Raw genomic sequence first — 15112 nt, forward strand, 5'->3', positions numbered from 1 at the left:
CGGCATTTCACGGCAGAATGTCCGCTATGAGGGCAAAGGTGGCAGGGGTGTTGGCGGTGGCTGGAGTGGTGAGCGGCTGCGGACTCGCGGCCGAGGCCCCGCCCACCCCCACCGGTCCCGGCGTGCTGACCGTCCAGAACGCCCAGGCGCCCACGCCCGGCGGCGAGGTCGGGTCGGCCTCCGGCGAGTTCGCCGACGCCGCGGAGCTGGCCGTGTGGAGCAAGCTGAGCGACACCGAGAAGGACGTCGACAGGATCGCCAAGCTCGACGTGAACAAGACCGCCAAGGGCGCCCTCTACCTGGAGCCCAAGACCTCCACCTGGTACGACGGCTTCCGCGGCCCGTTCGTCTACCAGGAGCTGGCCGGGGACATCGTCATGCACGCCCGGGTCAAGGTCACCGGCGCGAAGGGCGGCAGGCCCGCGCGCAAGTTCTCGCTCGGCGGGCTCATGGCCCGCCAGCCCGGTACGTACGACAAGCCCAACTGGATGTCCGTCACCACCGGCACCGCCGACGCGGCCGGGCAGGTCGAGGCCAAGTTCACCCTGGACGGCAGCTCCAAGCCGCTGGAGACGGCGGTCAAGAGCGGCTGGGTGGACCTCGTGCTGGCCAGGCTGGGCCGGGTCGCCGTCGCGCTCTACAAGGAGGACGGCGGCGCCTGGAAGGTGGCCAGGCGCTGGCCCTCGAACCTCCCCGAGGTGCTGCAATGGGGTGTCACCGCCTACACCGACTGGGACAGCTACGGCACGCTCAAGAAGGACGCCGCCAAGGCCAACGCCAAGCAGATCAAGGGCACCCCCGACCTCAAGCTGACCGTCGACTTCGTCCGCTTCCTCCGCCCCGAGCTGCCGGACTACGCAGACCCGCTCAACACCGCCTCGGTGTCGGACCAGGTCCTGATCAAACTGCTGACGCCTGCCGGTGCCTGATCGCCTTGGCCATGTAGTTGTCCGGCGTGCGGGCGAAGGAGGCCCGGTCGTCGTCGGTGAGCTCGCGCACGATCCTGCCGGGCACGCCGGCCACCAGCACCCCGGACGGGATCTTCTTGCCCGGGCCCACCAGCGCGCCGGCCGCAACCAGCGTGCCCGCGCCCACCCGGGCGCCGCCCAGCACGATCGCGCCGATGCCGACCAGCGCGCCGGTCTCGACGTGCGCGCCGTGGACCATGGCCTTGTGGCCCAGGCTGACCCGGTCCTCAAGGATCGCCGGCTGGCCCGCGTCGGCGTGCAGGCAGCACAGATCCTGTACGTTGCACTCTTCGCCGATCTCGATCCGCTCGTCGTCCCCTCGGAGAACGGAGCCGTACCAGATGCTGGACGCCCGGCCCACCCGCACGCTTCCGACCACGACGGCGCCGGGCGCGATGTACGCCTCCGGATGGAGGTCCGGCACCGCCCCGTTGTCCAACGCTGCTATGTACATTCGTCCAATCGTAATTCCCGCCTCAGGTGTGGCGTTCCGGTTGCGGACGTGGGCAGATGGCAGGAAAGTCGTTTCCTGACGTCTCGTCGTCAGACCCTCACAACTCGCAGTTTTCCCCCGCCTCACGCAAACCCTTAGGTAACCCCCATGACAAACCAGCACGAGAGCATTCCCGATCTGATGCAAGAGGACACCTTCGAAGTCGTGATGCGCGGCTACAACCGCCGTCAGGTGCACGACTACATGATCCGTACCCGGAACCAGATCCGGGATCTGGAAGAGCGGCTGGCACGGGCGATCGACCAGGCGGAGCAGGGCCGGGTCGAGCTGGCGGAGGCCAGGCGGCGGATGGTCGAGGCGCCCCAGAGCTACGAGGACCTCAGCCCGAGGCTCGCGCAGATCCTCAAGCTGGGTGAGGAGGAGGCCGCGGCCAAGCGCGCGGACGCGGAGGCCGAGGCCACCGCCGTGCGGGAGAGCGCCAGGGCGGAGGCCGAGCGGCTGGTGACGACCTCGCGCGAGACGTCCGACAAGATGCTGACCTCGGCTCAGGCGGAGGCCGAGCGGCGGGTGGCCGAGGCCACGCAGGCCGCCGAGCGCATGCTGGCCCAGGCGGGCGCCGACGCGGAGGAGCAGCTGGGGTCGGCCCGCGCCGAGGCCGAGGGCCTGCTGCGCGAGACGCACGCCGAGGCCGAGCGGGTTCTCGGCGGCGCGCACGCCGAGGCGGAGCGCGTCATGGCGACGGCCAACGGGCAGGCCGAGCAGCTGCTGTCGGGGGCGCACGCGGAGGCCGAGTCGATGCTGGCCGCGGCGCGTCAGCGCACCGCCTCGCTCGACGAGCACGCCGGCCGCCGGGTGGAGTACCTGACCAACACCCACACCGAGGTCGTGCGGCGGCTGACCGAGATCGGCTCGGTGCTCGGCGACCTCATGCGCACCGAGGCGGGGGCCGGGCAGCTCGTGCCGGAGTCGGCGCTGCCGCCCGTGCCGGCCGCCCAGCAGCCCGCGGCCGTCCCGGCGCGCACGCCCGAGCCCGCCATCGAGGCCGCGCCGCAGCCGGTCCCGCAGTTCTCCGTCCAGGACGACGTGCGGGTCATCGTCGAAGAGGAGGAGGAGAAGCCGAAGGAGGGCGTCTCCGACGACACCGACGTGCACATCCTGCGGCTGGGCGAGTACCACTCGTAGAGGGTGAGGGGGCGGGGAGCGGAAGCCCCCGCCCCCGATAGGGTCGGAGACTTCCGCGTACGTGGCCCCGTTGGTGGCCCGGTACCGGGGCCGCCGAGACGCTGGACCCGGCACCGGGCTGCTCGTGTGCGGGCCGGGGAACGCTCCACGGCCCGCGTCAGGGAGGGGCGGGGCCGGCCCGCCGGCCGGTCCGCTCCTCCTGGTCCCGGAGCTGGTCGCGCAGACCGTCCGGGTCGTCGGCGTCGATGGTCGTCGCACATCCGGCCTCGCGCTGCGCCGCGTCGAGCGGATGGTGCCGGGTGGCCCACCAGCGGCCCGCGTCGCTCCGCCAGATGGTCCACTTGGGGTACTCTCGGGCGATTTCGGCAAGATGCCGGTCGACGGACATCTGCACACCTCTCCCGGGCCCCACGCTCCTGAACGGTTCCATCTCCTTAGAAGATGAGGGACTTCTCTAGAGAATTCAATGATCGGTGTGGACAGGTCCACCTATCGCTTGACAGATCGTGAACTAGGCGTCGAAGTCGTACTGGAGTACGTACGCCGCCGAGTCCAGGACCATCTCGTTGAGCTCGACGGGCAGGCCGCCCGCCGTGTACGCGGTGCGCGCGATGACGATGACGGGGGTGCCGCCGGGCAGGTCGAGCAGCCCGGTCTCGCGGGGGCCGGGCATGCGGGCACGTACCTCCTCGGTGAAGTGGGCCGGGGGCAGGCCCAGGTCGCCGAGCCTGGCGTAGACGCCGCCCGGTCCGCTGTCGGGCAGCGTGATGGCGCTGCCCTGGACCAGCCGGGCGGGGAAGGAGGAGGTCGCCAGCTGCACGGGCCGGCCGTCCACCGAGTAGCGACGCCGACGAACCCATACCTCGCCGCTCTCCAGGACGTCCGCCACCTCCTCCGGGGCGCGCTCCAGCACCACCTCCACCTGGTCCACGGTGAACGGACGGCCCCGGGTGTCGGCGTCCCAGATGGCACGCCCCTGACCCCACTGCTCTCGTGACAGGCGGCGCGAGCCGTGCCTGCGGATCGGTTTGAACAGGCGCACGTAGACCCCCGAGCCTCGTTTGGGCACCGCCAGCCCTTCGTTGATCAGTACGGCAAGCGCCTGCCTGGCGGTGGCGCGTGCGACTGCGTAGTCGGCCATGAGCGCGTTCTCGCCCGGTAGGCGGTCCCCGTCGCGCAGTTCGCCGGACAGGATCCGGGAGCGGAGGCCGTCGGCGATGCGGCGATAAATAGGAGGCTCGTGGGGTACCGGGGATTCAGACACGTTTCGATCACCCTCTGTCACCAACCAGGTTGTGGCGTCTCCAGAGAACTTGCCCCGTCTTGTCCACGATCGCACAGATACAGAGGTTGGTCCCGAGCTTCTTTTGAGCTGATCGTGCCTGTGTGATGAAGTGGAGGACGTTTATGCAGGCCGTTATCGTGGAACGGTCCTGGCCGCTATTCGCGGGGCCCACCAGCGGCGAGTAACCGACGCGGCGAGCACCGCGCCCGCGGTGTTCATGATCACGTCGTCCACGGAGGAGAACCGGCCCAGTCTCAGGGCGTACTGGAGGAACTCGACCGTGATCGAGAGGGCCGCCGCGACGGCCGCGACCCGGCCGTAGGAGGCCATCGCGGCGGTGCGTACGGGCAGCAGCGCCCCCAGCGCGGCGAACACCAGCAGATTGCCGCCGACCTGCACCAACACCGTCTCCCACGACGCCCCGACGAGATCGGCGAGGTCCGCGAACGGGACGAGGCCGACCCCTGCCCGACCGGTGGACGGCGTGAGGATCATCCAGATCCAGGGCGCGGTCCCGACGGCGATGCCGACGTCGGCGAGCGAGGTGCGCAGCGGCGCCGGATGCCCGGCGCGGGCGCGGTGGCGGGCGAGCGCCATGCTGGCCAGCAGGGCCACCGGAAGCGCTAAAACACCAGCAATAACGATATTTCCCCACAGCTCCCATGTGCGCGCCATTCGGTCATCATCTCGGGAGCCGAGGGGTACCGGAAGATGTCCGTACGGACAGGCCCTCCCGGACGCCGGCCGAGGGGTGGCTCAGTGTCACCGTCGCCACCGGGGCATGACGGCCCGGCGCGCTTCCCGCTCCCGCCGGACTGTTGTCTCACCGTCGCCCGACGATCTATACCGGGGAGTGAGGCTAGAGGAGGCTGCTGTGCTGACCCATTTCATCGGCGGGCTGCCGGTGGCGGCGGGCAAGGCGTTCCCGGTCCACGACCCGGTGACGGGCGGGGTGATCAGACAGGTCCACGAGGCCGACCCGGAGGTGGTCGACCGGGCGGTGCGCGCGGCCAGGGAGGCGGCGCGCGACTGGGCGGGGCTGCCGGTGGCCGAACGGGCCGGCTGGCTGCGCCGCCTCGCCGAGGGCATCGAGGTGCGCTTCGACGACCTGGTCACGGCCGAGATCGCCGACACCGGCAAACCGCTCGGCCAGACCCGCACGCTCGACGTCCCGCGTGGCATCGCGAACTTCCGCGCCTTCGCCGAGATCGCCTCCCAGCGCCCCGACGACGCCTTCCACCTGGCCGGCGTGCTGAGCTACACCGTCCGCAGGCCGCTCGGCGTGGTCGCGGTGATCGTGCCGTGGAACCTGCCGTTCCTGCTCATGACGTGGAAGCTCGCCCCCGCCCTGGTCGCGGGCAACACCGTGGTGGTCAAGCCGTCGGAGCACACGCCCGGCTCGGCCGCGGTCTTCGCCGAGATCTGCGCCGACGCCGGCCTGCCCCCGGGCGTGGTCAACATCATCTTCGGGCACGGCCCGGCGGGCCAGCTCCTCGTCGAGCACCCGGGCGTGGACGGCGTGACGTTCACCGGCTCGACCGCCACCGGGACGCAGATCATGAAGACGGCCGCCGACCGGGTCAAGCCGATCTCGTTCGAGCTGGGCGGCAAGAACGCGGGCCTGGTCTTCGAGGACTGCGACCTCGGCCGGGCCGTCGAGGGGACGGTGAAGTCGGTCTTCACCAACGGCGGCCAGGTGTGCCTGTGCACCGAACGGCTCTACGTCGAGCGGACGATCTTCGATGACTTCTGCGGCCGGCTCGCGTCCCGGGCACAGGAGGTCGAGCTGCAGCCGATGATCTCGGCCGGACACCGGGAGAAGGTGCTGTCCTACTACGCCCTGGCCCGCTCGGAGGGAGCCAAGGTGCTCACAGGAGGAGGCGTCCCCACGTTCGGCGATCACCGCGATACCGGATATTTCGTGGAACCAACGGTAATGACAGGGTTATCGGAGTGGTCCCGTTTCAATCGAGAGGAGATCTTCGGTCCCGTGTGCCACGTGGCTCCTTTCGACAGCGAGGCCGAGGCCGTCGACCTGGCCAACGGCAGCGAGTACGGCCTGGCCGCCACCCTCTGGACCGCCAACCTCGACCGCGCCCATCGCGTGGCCCAGCGCCTGGAGGCGGGGCTGGTCTGGGTCAACACCTGGTACCTGCGCGACCTGCGCACTCCGTTCGGCGGCGTGAAGCTGTCGGGCATCGGCAGGGAGGGCGGCACGCAGTCGCTCGACTTCTACTCCGAGCCCACCACGATCACCATCAAACTGGAGCAACCCGATGCATGACGAATGGTCCCTGGCCGTCGACACCCGGGGGCAGGCCGCCGATCGGCTCGTCGAGGCCGCGCGTACCGGCAAGCCCTGCGCGCCGCTCAGGGACCTCATCACCACGGTGGCCGACGCCTACGCGGTGCAGGAGATCAACACCCGGCGGGCGCTGGAGGAAGGCCGGCGGCTGGTCGGCAGGAAGATCGGCGCCACCAACCCGCTGCTGCAGCAGAAGTTCGGCATCGACCAGCCCGACTACGGCATGCTCTTCGCCGACATGGCCGAGCTCGACGGCCGGCCCGTCCGGGTGGAGCGGTTCCTGCAACCGCGCGCCGAGGCCGAGGTCGCGCTCGTGTTCGGCCGGGACCTGACCGAGGGGCCGTTCACGCTGGTGGACGTGATCAGGGCGGTGGAGTTCGCGCTGCCCGCCATCGAGATCGCCGACTCGCGCATCGCCGACTGGGACATCACGATCGCCGACACGGTCGCCGACAACGCCTCCGGCGGCGCGTACGTGCTGGGCGGCACGCCGAAGAAGCTGACGGCGCTCGACCTCGGCACGGCGGCGATGACGATGACGCGCAACGGCGAGGAGGTCTCCTCGGGGTCGGGGGCCGCGTGCATGGGCAACCCGCTGAACGCCGCCCTCTGGCTGGCCGGCGCACTGGCCGGTGCCGGCCACCCGCTGCGCGCCGGGGACGTCGTCCTGACCGGCGCGCTCGGCCCGGTGGTGCCGGTCGAGGCCGGGGACGTGTTCGAGGCCAGGATCGAGGGGCTCGGATCGGTGCGGGCGGTGTTCGGCGCATGAGCCGCGAGGCCGTCACCGTCCCCGGCAAGGCCGTGCCCCGGGGACGCTTCCCGCACGTCAGACGCGCGGGCGACTTCCTGTACGTCTCCGGCACCAGCTCCCGCAGGCCGGACGGCACCTTCGCGGGCGCGCAGGCCGACCGGTACGGCGTCACCGACCTGGACATCCGCGCCCAGACGCGGGCGGTCATCGAGAACATCGGCGACCTGCTCAAGGCCGCCGGAGGCTCGCTGGCTGATCTCGTACAGATCACCACGTACCTGGTAAACATGAACGACTTCAAGGGCTACAACGAGGTGTACGCCGAATTCTTCGACGAGGAGGGTCCCACCAGGACCACGGTCGCGGTGCACCAGCTCCCGCATCCGCACCTGCTCATCGAGATGCAGGCCGTCGCCTACCATCCACAGGAGCGATCATGATTCCCCCCATTGACTTCACCAGGTGGATCGACGAGCACGCCCATCTGCTCAAGCCGCCGGTCGGCAACAAGGTGGTCTTCGAGGGCGCCGGCGACTTCATCGTGATGGTGGTCGGCGGGCCCAACTCCAGGACCGACTTCCACGTCGACCCGTACGAGGAGCTGTTCTACCAGGTACGCGGCAACATGCACGTCAACGTGGTGACCGAGAACGGCCCCGAGACCGTGCACGTCCGCGAGGGGCAGATGTGGCTGCTGCCGGCGCGCATGCCCCACTCGCCGCAGCGCCCCGAGGAGGGGTCCGTCGGGCTGGTGGTGGAGCGGATCCGGCCCGAGGGCGAGCTGGAGAGGTTCCAGTGGTACTGCATGGAGTGCGGCGCCAAGGTCCACGAGGTCGAGCTCCAGGTGCGCGACATCGTCAAGGACCTGCCGCCGGTCTTCGAGGCGTTCTACGCTGACGAGAAGGCCCGTACGTGCGACCGGTGCGGTGCTCTGCACCCCGGCAAGGGCTAGGCGTACTGGCCACGGAGATCGGGCACACGATCCGGTGCAGAACTGGTACGTCAACCAGCGCCAGAATGGTGTAAACCGGATAATTGCCACCATCTCACCCCTGTAAGGAGCGCAACCGGTGCTGGACCGTGACGCCTGCCTCGCCCTCGACGCCGACGATCCGCTGCGGCCGTTCAAGGACGAGTTCGTCCTGCCCGAAGGGGTCGTCTACCTCGTGGGCAACTCGCTCGGCGCGATGCCCCGCCGCGCCGCGGAACGGGTGCGCCGCACGGTCGTGGACGAGTGGGGCGGCCAGCTCGTCGGCGGCTGGAACGCGGCCGGCTGGTACGACCAGCCCCTGACCGCCGGCGACCGGATCGCGCCGCTGATCGGGGCCGGCCCCGGCCAGGTCGTCGTGGGCAACACCACCACGATCGCCGCCTACCAGGCGCTGGCCGCCGCGGTACGGCTGCGCCCCGGCCGCAAGGTGATCGTCTCCGACCCCCGGAACTTCCCCACCGACCACTACATCGCCCAGGGCCTGGCCCGGCTGCTCGGCGACTACGAGGTGCGCGACTATGCCGAGGGCCGGTTCGACGACGCGGCCGTGGTGCTGCTGTCGGAGGTGGACTACCGGACGGGCGCCAGGCGGCACGTGCCCTCGGTGACCGCCCAGGTCCAGGCGGCCGGGGCGCTCATGGTCTGGGACGTGTGCCACAGCGTCGGCGCCATGGAGGTGGACGTGTCGCCGGCCGACTTCGCGGTCGGGTGCACGTACAAGTACCTCAACGCGGGGCCGGGCGCGCCCGCCTTCCTCTACGTCAACCCGCGCCACCACGCCACCGCCGAGAACGTGCTGTCCGGCTGGCACGGCCACGCCGAGCCGTTCGCCTTCGAGACCGGCTACCGCCCGGCCGAGGGCATCCGGCGGTTCGCGGTCAGCACGCCGCACGTGGTGTCGTTCGCGGCGCTGGAGGCGGCTCTGGAGGTGTGGGAGCGGGTGCCGATGGCGCAGGTGCGGGCCAAGAGCATCGCCCTGACCTCGCTCTTCGCCGACCTCGTCGGCGACGCGCTCAAGCTGGCCTCGCCCGCCGAGCCGGAGTCGCGCGGCAGCCAGGTCTGCTTCCACCACCCCGACGGCTACCCCGTCATGCGGGCCCTCATCGACCGGGGCGTGCACGGCGACTTCCGTGCGCCGGACGTCCTGCGGTTCGGCTTCGCGCCGCTCTACATCGGCTACACGGACGTCTACGACGCGGCCGCCACGCTGCTGGAGGTGCTGGACAAGGAGCTGTGGCGGGACGAGAAGTACGCCCGGCGGCTCGCGGTCACCTGATCGGGCGAGTCCTCTCCCTCTTGAGAGCGAGGCGGAAGATCGCCGTCGTCGGCGATCCGCCGCCGGGGGGTCGCCAGCCAGGATTGTCCCATCGAAAGCCGATGTGACCTGGAGAGATCCCCCATGAAGCGCACGCGTATCGCCGCCGCCGTCCTCGCTCTGGCCGCCCTGACCGTCAGCGCCCCCGCCCTGGCCCAGACTCAGGCGAGCTCCCACAGCGCCGTCACCGTGCAGGTGCCGCCGATCAACGAGACGGCGCTGCGGAAGAGCATCGCCGGGCTGCCCGCGCCCGACGCCACCGCCGCCGAGGTCAGGGTGAGCGGCTGGGCCGGCTCGTGGCGCGGCGTCTCGGGGGTGACCGACCTGCGCGGGAAGCACCCGGCCCGGGAGGGGGCCAGGTTCCGGGCGGGCAGCGTGACCAAGGTGCTGACCACGGCGGTCGTGCTCCAGCTCGTGGCCGAGGGCGAACTCTCCCTCGACCGCACGGTCCAGGACTACCTGCCGGGGCTGCTGCCGGCCGACTACCCGCCGGTCAAGCTGTCCCAGGTGCTCAACCACACCAGCGGCCTGCCCGCGCCGAAGTCGGAGGGCGGCTTCGAGCGGGTCTACGCCGACCGCTTCAAGACGATCACCCCGAAGGAGTACGTCCGCCAGGCCGTGCTCAACCCGATCGAGTTCACCCCCGGGACCAAGCAGCACTATCTCAACGTCAACACCTTCGTCGAGGGCCTGCTGATCGAGAAGGTCACCGGCAGGTCGTACGAGCGGGAGGTGGGCGACCGCATCCTGCGCCCGCTCGGCATGAACCAGAGCTACTTCCCCGGCGCGTCCGTCAAGGTCCACGGCCGGCACAACAGCGGTTACCAGGTCGTCCCGAAGGGCTTCCCCGACTCCTTCGCCTACGGCAAGGGGTACGTCGTGGACGTCACCGAGATGGAGGTCACCTCGACCTGGGCCTCGGGCGACCTCATCTCCACCACCGCCGACCTGGAGAAGTTCGCCAAGGCGCTGTTCGGCGGCGGACTCGTGCCCGCCGAGCAGCTGGAGCTGATGTTCACCGTGCCGAAGGTCACCATGTTCGGCACCGACGACGAGCCGGCCCACTACACCTCCGGCCTGACCGAGCTGGTGCTGCCCGGCGGCATCGTCGCGTACGGCAAGACCGGCGCCCGGTACGGCAGCTCCACCGGCATCGGCGCCACCCGCGACCTGAGCCGCGTCGTGATCTACTCGATCAACTCCACCGACGCCAAGGCCCAGGGCCAGAACGAGCGCGGCATCGGCGTCGCGCTGGCGGCCTTCGCCAAAGAGGCGCCCGCAACCTCCGCCCAGTAGGGGCCCTGCGGCCTTCGCCCAGCAGAGGCCCGCGCTCTTCGCCCAGTAGGGCCCCCCGGTCTTCGCCCGGTAGGGGCCCGTCAGGGCGCCCAGGGTGGCTTTCGCCGGAGAGATCCCTTATCGGCCGCCCTGGCGTGTTTGGGCAAACTGGTCCCAGTATCATGGTCAGTGCCCACAAGGCACTGACGATGTTCGCCCGCGTGACCGTGCGACCTCCGCACACCCGGCGGGTCGGGCGGGAGCGCGCCCTCGGCTCCGGGAGACCCCCGCCATGCTGCTGACCTTCGCGGTCACGACGCTCATCATGATCATGATTCCCGGCCCCGACGCCGCGCTGATCATGCGCAACTCCCTCGCGCACGGCCGCGTGGCCGGCCTGCTGACCATGCTCGGCGGCCTGCTCGGCCTCTCCGTGCACGCCGCCGCCGCGGCGGTCGGCCTGTCGGCGCTGCTGGTCGCCTCGCCCACCGCCTTCACCGTGGTACGCGCCCTCGGCATCTGCTACCTGCTCTGGCTCGGGGTGCACGCGCTGCTGTCCAGCCGGAACCGGACCAAGGTCGTGGAGGCCGCCGCGCCCCCGACCGGCTCGCCGCTCGTGCACGTACGCAGAGGGCTGCTGTCGAACCTGCTCAACCCCAAGGTGCTGCTGCTCTTCGTGACCTGGCTGCCGCAGTTCCTGCCCGGCCACGGCGACACCCTGGGACGGGCCCTGCTGCTGTCGGGCATCATCGCCGTGCTCTACGTGCTCTGGTTCAGCCTCTACAACGTGATCATCGACCGGGTGAGCGCGCTGCTGCGCAGGCCGCGGGTGCGGGCCAGGGTCGAGCGGGTGACCGGGGTGCTGCTGGTCGCCTTCGCGCTACGGCTCGCCGTCCAGTAGCTTGACCGCCCGCTTCGGGGCGATGGTCCGGTAGCTCTCCTCCACCCAGTCGAGCAGCACGTCGGTCTCGGGCAGCGCCGACAGGAACGGCACGGTCACCCAGCCGGCCTTGCCCAGGCCGTAGCCACTGGGGGCCGCGCCCTCGACGGTCAGCGCGTGGCCGTGCGCCTCCGACAGCAGCTTCACGCCGAACGTCGGGTCCCACTTCTCCGTCTGCTCGTCCAGGCCGAGGAACAGGAAGACCTTCTTGTTGACCTTGATGACCGTCTCGCCCCACGGATGGTCCTCGTGGGTCTCGGGCAGGCCCAGCGCGAAGGTCCGCAGCTCCTCCCGTACGGTGTGCCAGTCGTCCATGCGATGGACGGTATCGAAAAGTCCCGCCTGGCGGCACTGGCCGGCGGCGCGGGAGGCTGGTGACGTGACGGTCGACGAGCTGATGGACCTGCTGGCCCGGTGCGAGGACGCCTGGGACGCCCCCGACCGTACCGGCGACCCCGTGCCGCTGCTCGACCACGGCCTCCAGGTGGCCGCCGTGCTGCGCGATCGGCACCCCGGCGACCGCGAGCTCCAGGTGGCCGGGCTGGTGCACGACCTCGGGCACCTGCTGGCCCCGGGCGACGAGGCCGGCCACGCCGCACGGCCCGGCCGCCGTCGCCCTGCGCCGCGCCGACGACCTGGGCAAGGTGGTCGGCCTGACCCGCCCACCCCTCGTCGAACTGACCACCTGGCGACCGATCATCGACACGCTCGCCGGAACCCGGTGAGCCTGCCCACGATCGCTCACCGGGACGGTCGCCGGAACTCCGTCAGTTTGGCCTCGATGGCGTTCCTGATGCGGTCGCGGGCCTCCATGCGGGGGACGCCCGACATGAGCAGGCGGTCGTAGTCGGTGTCGAGATGCCGGACCGACGCGATCACCGCCAGTGTGATGGCGTTCTCGTCGAGCGCCTTGGCCGCCGCCGTCCGGCCCACCCGGCCGCTGCCGCGCTGGCCGGCGTGCTCGGCGATCTCGTGGGCCCGCTCGGGCGGGCAGCTCGGGAACAGCCGGGCGATCTCGGCCGCCATCGCCGCCTGGAACCCGACGTCCTGCTCGGCCCTGCGCTCCTGGTCGCGCTCCCGGCGGCGCATACGCGCCTCCTCGTCGGCCAGGCAGCGCTCCTCAGCCGCGGTCAGGGCGGCCTCCTCGACGAGGACGCCCTGACGCTGGTAGACCTTGCGCCGCCGGTTGTACCGGACGACCACCGCCGACAGCCCGCTCTCCTGCTTGGCCCGCCGGCTGAGCGCCGCGTTCCCCGACGGCAGGAACACCAGGTGGTCCATGTCGGCGCAGCTCAGGCAGTGGGGCAGGTCGTCCTCCATGATCAGGTACGGCCCGGTGTCACCGCAGGACGCGCACCTCCACGGCTCCTGCGAGGCCACCGCCACCAGGTCGGGCGCCTTGCTCTGCCGTTCGGTGAACCGCCGCACCCTGGCCTCGCTCAGGTCGGGCGAGATCCAGTGGACGCGGAAGGCGTCCTGCCCGTGCCCGGACGTGAAGCGCAGGTCGCGCCGGTCGCGGGTGCCGGCCACGTACGGCGTGTCCACCGGCTTGAGCCCCTTGGCCAGGGCCCATTCCCGCAGTAGCCCGGCCGTGGCGAGCAGGCGCTCCTCGTCGACCGCGGCCAGCTCGGCCAGCGTGCCGGCCCGGCCCTGCCGCCAGAGGTCGACGTGCCGGGAGTGCAGCCAGCGCAACCCCGTCACGACGTCGATGAACGTCACGTAGTGGCGGCTGGTCAACGCGATCTCGGCTGCTGCTGCGACCCTGTGGGCCAGGTTGGGCTTGCTCACGCGGTCCAGTCTCCCGCGCCCTTTGTCGTGAGATGGCGAGACCCGCAGCTTTCCTTTTGGCTATTGCGGCAAGTAACCCCTTCGGATCTGGCATCTTGGGGGAAATCGTGCGCCTGCTCTGGCCTGCCGTACTCATGCTGGCCACCTCGTGTGGCGTCGCCGAGGACGGTTCCCAGCCCGTCGTGACGGGTGCGTTCGGCAGCAAGCCCATCGTCGCCATACCTCGGGGGAAGCCGGGACGCACGCCGCGGATCACGGTGCTCTCCATGGGCAACGGCCGGCGTACGGTCCCGGGGGACGTCGTGCTCGCCGACGTGGACATCCGGCGATGGTCGGGGAACAAGCCGTATCTCAGCACCTACGACGGCAACCAGCCCACCACGGTCGTCTTCGACGGCAGGCAGGTCTCCGAGACCTGGCGGGCCTCGCTCATCGGCAGGCCGGCCGGCAGCCGGGTCATGCTGGTCAGCCCGGCGTCGGAGGCCCTGGGCCCGAACGTGCCGCTGACCGGCGTCTCGCCGGCCGACACGCTGGTGGTGGTCTTCGACATCCTCGGCGGCTACCCGCCCGACGCGCGGCTCGTCGGACGGGCCCTGCCGGCGATCCCGCCCGACCTGCGGCCGGACTCCGCGCCCCGGACCCTCATCGACGGTTCGGGGCGGGACGTCACGGCGGGTTCCAAGGTGGTGATCCAGTACGTGGCCGCGTCCTGGCCGTCCCGCTCGGTGGTGGACTCGTCCTACCGGAGGGGCGGCCCGAGCGCCTTCACGCTCAAGCCGGGCTCGGTGCCGCCCGCCTGGCTGGAGGCCCTGGTCGGCCAGCAGGTCGGCAGCCGGCTGGCCGTGGGCTCCCCGGGGGAGCGGCCCATGTTGTACGTGATCGACGTCCTCGACACGATCACGCCTGCCTGAGCCGTCTCAGCCGCAGTGCTCGAACGGGCTGTCGTAGGCCGAGGCGCCGGCCTTGCCGCCCCACTTGACGCACGTGTTCGCGGCGGCGGCGTAGACCGGGCCGGCGTAGTAGCCGTAGTTGCCCGAGTCCGTCTTCCTGGTACTGCCCTGCACCTCCAGGTAGGCGGTCGTCGCGGTCGCCGTGCCGAGCGACTTCGCCTTCATGGTGACCACGCAGTTGTTGCCGTTGGAGTTGTTGTAGAGCAGGTAGACGGTCCCGTCGGCGCCGAGCCCGGCCGAGTCGATCACGTCGTAGCCGGAGCCGCAGGCCTCCTGCGGCGTGTACGGGTTGGCGGACCCGCCGCAGTTCTTCGAGGTCACCGTCTGGACCGGGTAGCCGAAGGTGACGCCGTTGAAGACGGCCTTCTGGATGTTCGACGGGTAGCTGGTGCCCAGGCGCACCTCGTAGTGCAGGTGGGGGCTGATGTTGTTGCCCGGCTTGCTGGTGTTGCCGACCGTGCCGATCTGCTGGCCCTGCGAGACGGACTGGCCGGCGCTGACCAGCCGGGTGTTCAGGTGGGCGTAGTAGGTGGTCCAGCCGCCACCGTGGTCGATCTTGACGAGGTTGCCGTAGCCGTTGGTCGAGCCCTGGTGCGCCGAGATCGCCACCGTTCCCGACGCCGCGGCCACCACCGGGTCGCCGAGGTCGGCGTCGGCCGTGCTGCCCCGGTTGAAGTCGATCTCCCACGACTGGTGGGCGCTGCTCCCGCTGGAGTTGCCGGTCCAGGTCTGGCCGCAGGGGAACGGCATCTGGAAGTTCGTCGCGAGGAGCTGCGCCTGCGCGGACTCCGGTTCCGGGTCGGCGAAGGCGGGGGTCGTCGTACCGAGGCCGAGTAACAATGCGAGGCCCGCGACCATTGATCGGCTGAGCTTCATGGGGTGATCCTTTCCAGTGGGATCTGTGACAC

At 70.8% G+C, this 15112-nt stretch carries 18 protein-coding genes; 11 read left to right on the forward strand and 7 right to left on the reverse strand.

The window, feature by feature from the left end; translation table 11 throughout:
• Positions 1 to 47 precede the first annotated feature (47 nt).
• Positions 48 to 929 (forward strand): hypothetical protein, encoded by an 882-nt coding sequence (locus AB0J97_RS04035; protein ID WP_364084134.1) that lies wholly within the window; start codon positions 48 to 50, stop codon positions 927 to 929.
• Here AB0J97_RS04035 and AB0J97_RS04040 read toward each other — a convergent pair.
• The gene (locus AB0J97_RS04040) at positions 901 to 1422 is read right to left on the reverse strand and encodes a gamma carbonic anhydrase family protein (protein ID WP_357702304.1); all 522 of its coding nucleotides are present in this window, start codon (positions 1420 to 1422) and stop codon (positions 901 to 903) included. The two genes, AB0J97_RS04035 and AB0J97_RS04040, sit on opposite strands and share 29 nt — an antisense overlap.
• Before the next feature lie 147 nt (positions 1423 to 1569).
• Between AB0J97_RS04040 and AB0J97_RS04045 the strand changes: the two genes are divergently transcribed.
• On the forward strand, positions 1570 to 2604 hold the full coding sequence (locus tag AB0J97_RS04045) for a hypothetical protein (protein ID WP_364084137.1): 1035 nt from the start codon (positions 1570 to 1572) through the stop codon (positions 2602 to 2604).
• Positions 2605 to 2761: 157 nt separating this feature from the next.
• Here AB0J97_RS04045 and AB0J97_RS04050 read toward each other — a convergent pair whose 3' ends face one another.
• The 3 genes from AB0J97_RS04050 to AB0J97_RS04060 all read right to left on the reverse strand — a co-directional run bounded on the left by AB0J97_RS04050 (position 2762) and on the right by AB0J97_RS04060 (position 4564).
• A complete protein-coding gene (locus AB0J97_RS04050; protein ID WP_357702308.1) occupies positions 2762 to 2992 on the reverse strand; it encodes a hypothetical protein in 231 nt (76 codons plus the stop codon).
• A gap of 123 nt (positions 2993 to 3115) precedes the next feature.
• Positions 3116 to 3868, reverse strand: coding sequence for a GntR family transcriptional regulator (locus tag AB0J97_RS04055; RefSeq protein WP_357702310.1), 753 nt, complete (start codon positions 3866 to 3868; stop codon positions 3116 to 3118).
• A 153-nt stretch (positions 3869 to 4021) separates the two neighbouring features.
• Positions 4022 to 4564 (reverse strand): VanZ family protein, encoded by a 543-nt coding sequence (locus AB0J97_RS04060; protein WP_364084141.1) that lies wholly within the window; start codon positions 4562 to 4564, stop codon positions 4022 to 4024.
• Positions 4565 to 4763: 199 nt separating this feature from the next.
• Here AB0J97_RS04060 and AB0J97_RS04065 point away from each other — a divergent pair, with 199 nt between their 5' ends.
• The 7 genes from AB0J97_RS04065 to AB0J97_RS04095 all read left to right on the forward strand — a co-directional run bounded on the left by AB0J97_RS04065 (position 4764) and on the right by AB0J97_RS04095 (position 11427).
• Positions 4764 to 6173: an aldehyde dehydrogenase family protein gene (locus AB0J97_RS04065; RefSeq protein ID WP_357702314.1), complete on the forward strand. Its 1410-nt coding sequence runs from the start codon at positions 4764 to 4766 to the stop codon at positions 6171 to 6173.
• Positions 6166 to 6963: a fumarylacetoacetate hydrolase family protein gene (locus tag AB0J97_RS04070; protein WP_357702316.1), complete on the forward strand. Its 798-nt coding sequence runs from the start codon at positions 6166 to 6168 to the stop codon at positions 6961 to 6963. The genes AB0J97_RS04065 and AB0J97_RS04070 overlap by 8 nt, the downstream gene beginning before the upstream one ends.
• On the forward strand, positions 6960 to 7385 hold the full coding sequence (locus tag AB0J97_RS04075; protein WP_357702318.1) for a RidA family protein: 426 nt from the start codon (positions 6960 to 6962) through the stop codon (positions 7383 to 7385). The genes AB0J97_RS04070 and AB0J97_RS04075 overlap by 4 nt, the downstream gene beginning before the upstream one ends.
• Positions 7382 to 7897 (forward strand): 3-hydroxyanthranilate 3,4-dioxygenase, encoded by a 516-nt coding sequence (locus tag AB0J97_RS04080; RefSeq protein ID WP_357702320.1) that lies wholly within the window; start codon positions 7382 to 7384, stop codon positions 7895 to 7897. Before AB0J97_RS04075 ends, AB0J97_RS04080 begins: the two co-directional genes overlap by 4 nt.
• A gap of 118 nt (positions 7898 to 8015) precedes the next feature.
• Positions 8016 to 9212 (forward strand): kynureninase, encoded by a 1197-nt coding sequence (gene kynU / locus AB0J97_RS04085; protein ID WP_364084147.1) that lies wholly within the window; start codon positions 8016 to 8018, stop codon positions 9210 to 9212.
• A gap of 123 nt (positions 9213 to 9335) precedes the next feature.
• Positions 9336 to 10547, forward strand: coding sequence for a serine hydrolase domain-containing protein (locus tag AB0J97_RS04090; protein ID WP_364084150.1), 1212 nt, complete (start codon positions 9336 to 9338; stop codon positions 10545 to 10547).
• Between the two features lie 271 nt (positions 10548 to 10818).
• A complete protein-coding gene (locus AB0J97_RS04095) occupies positions 10819 to 11427 on the forward strand; it encodes a LysE family translocator (RefSeq protein WP_364084153.1) in 609 nt (202 codons plus the stop codon).
• Here the strand turns inward: AB0J97_RS04095 and AB0J97_RS04100 are convergent.
• Positions 11407 to 11781, reverse strand: a complete 375-nt coding sequence (locus AB0J97_RS04100; RefSeq protein WP_357702328.1) for an MmcQ/YjbR family DNA-binding protein — start codon at positions 11779 to 11781, stop codon at positions 11407 to 11409. The two genes, AB0J97_RS04095 and AB0J97_RS04100, sit on opposite strands and share 21 nt — an antisense overlap.
• Positions 11782 to 11845: 64 nt before the next feature.
• Here AB0J97_RS04100 and AB0J97_RS04105 point away from each other — a divergent pair, with 64 nt between their 5' ends.
• Positions 11846 to 12313 (forward strand): inositol oxygenase family protein, encoded by a 468-nt coding sequence (locus AB0J97_RS04105; RefSeq protein WP_364084156.1) that lies wholly within the window; start codon positions 11846 to 11848, stop codon positions 12311 to 12313.
• Here the strand turns inward: AB0J97_RS04105 and AB0J97_RS04110 are convergent.
• Positions 12208 to 13254 (reverse strand): DUF2293 domain-containing protein, encoded by a 1047-nt coding sequence (locus AB0J97_RS04110; protein WP_364084159.1) that lies wholly within the window; start codon positions 13252 to 13254, stop codon positions 12208 to 12210. The genes AB0J97_RS04105 and AB0J97_RS04110 overlap by 106 nt on opposite strands.
• Positions 13255 to 13349: 95 nt before the next feature.
• On the opposite strand from AB0J97_RS04110, the gene AB0J97_RS04115 reads away from it, so the two are divergent.
• Entirely contained in the window at positions 13350 to 14165 is an 816-nt protein-coding gene (locus AB0J97_RS04115) for an FKBP-type peptidyl-prolyl cis-trans isomerase (protein WP_364084162.1), read from the forward strand.
• 6 nt (positions 14166 to 14171) lie between these two features.
• On the opposite strand, the gene AB0J97_RS04120 is transcribed toward AB0J97_RS04115, so the two are convergent.
• Entirely contained in the window at positions 14172 to 15080 is a 909-nt protein-coding gene (locus AB0J97_RS04120) for a M23 family metallopeptidase (RefSeq protein WP_357702336.1), read from the reverse strand.
• Between the last annotated feature and the right edge of the window lie 32 nt (positions 15081 to 15112).

Origin of the sequence: Nonomuraea sp. NPDC049607, from assembly GCF_040675375.1 — a bacterium.
Taxonomy (GTDB): domain Bacteria; phylum Actinomycetota; class Actinomycetes; order Streptosporangiales; family Streptosporangiaceae; genus Nonomuraea.

Bases quoted from the DNA above. Each gene is read 5' to 3' on its own strand.
- AB0J97_RS04100 (WP_357702328.1), bottom strand. From the start codon at position 11,781: ATGGACGACTGGCACACCGTACGGGAGGAGCTGCGGACCTTCGCGCTG.
- AB0J97_RS04070 (WP_357702316.1), top strand. From the start codon at position 6,166: ATGCATGACGAATGGTCCCTGGCCGTCGACACCCGGGGGCAGGCCGCC.
- AB0J97_RS04075 (WP_357702318.1), top strand. From the start codon at position 6,960: ATGAGCCGCGAGGCCGTCACCGTCCCCGGCAAGGCCGTGCCCCGGGGA.
- AB0J97_RS04095 (WP_364084153.1), top strand. From the start codon at position 10,819: ATGCTGCTGACCTTCGCGGTCACGACGCTCATCATGATCATGATTCCC.
- AB0J97_RS04040 (WP_357702304.1), bottom strand. From the start codon at position 1,422: ATGTACATAGCAGCGTTGGACAACGGGGCGGTGCCGGACCTCCATCCG.
- AB0J97_RS04120 (WP_357702336.1), bottom strand. From the start codon at position 15,080: ATGAAGCTCAGCCGATCAATGGTCGCGGGCCTCGCATTGTTACTCGGC.
- AB0J97_RS04060 (WP_364084141.1), bottom strand. From the start codon at position 4,564: ATGGCGCGCACATGGGAGCTGTGGGGAAATATCGTTATTGCTGGTGTT.
- AB0J97_RS04050 (WP_357702308.1), bottom strand. From the start codon at position 2,992: ATGTCCGTCGACCGGCATCTTGCCGAAATCGCCCGAGAGTACCCCAAG.
- AB0J97_RS04080 (WP_357702320.1), top strand. From the start codon at position 7,382: ATGATTCCCCCCATTGACTTCACCAGGTGGATCGACGAGCACGCCCAT.
- AB0J97_RS04090 (WP_364084150.1), top strand. From the start codon at position 9,336: ATGAAGCGCACGCGTATCGCCGCCGCCGTCCTCGCTCTGGCCGCCCTG.
- AB0J97_RS04045 (WP_364084137.1), top strand. From the start codon at position 1,570: ATGACAAACCAGCACGAGAGCATTCCCGATCTGATGCAAGAGGACACC.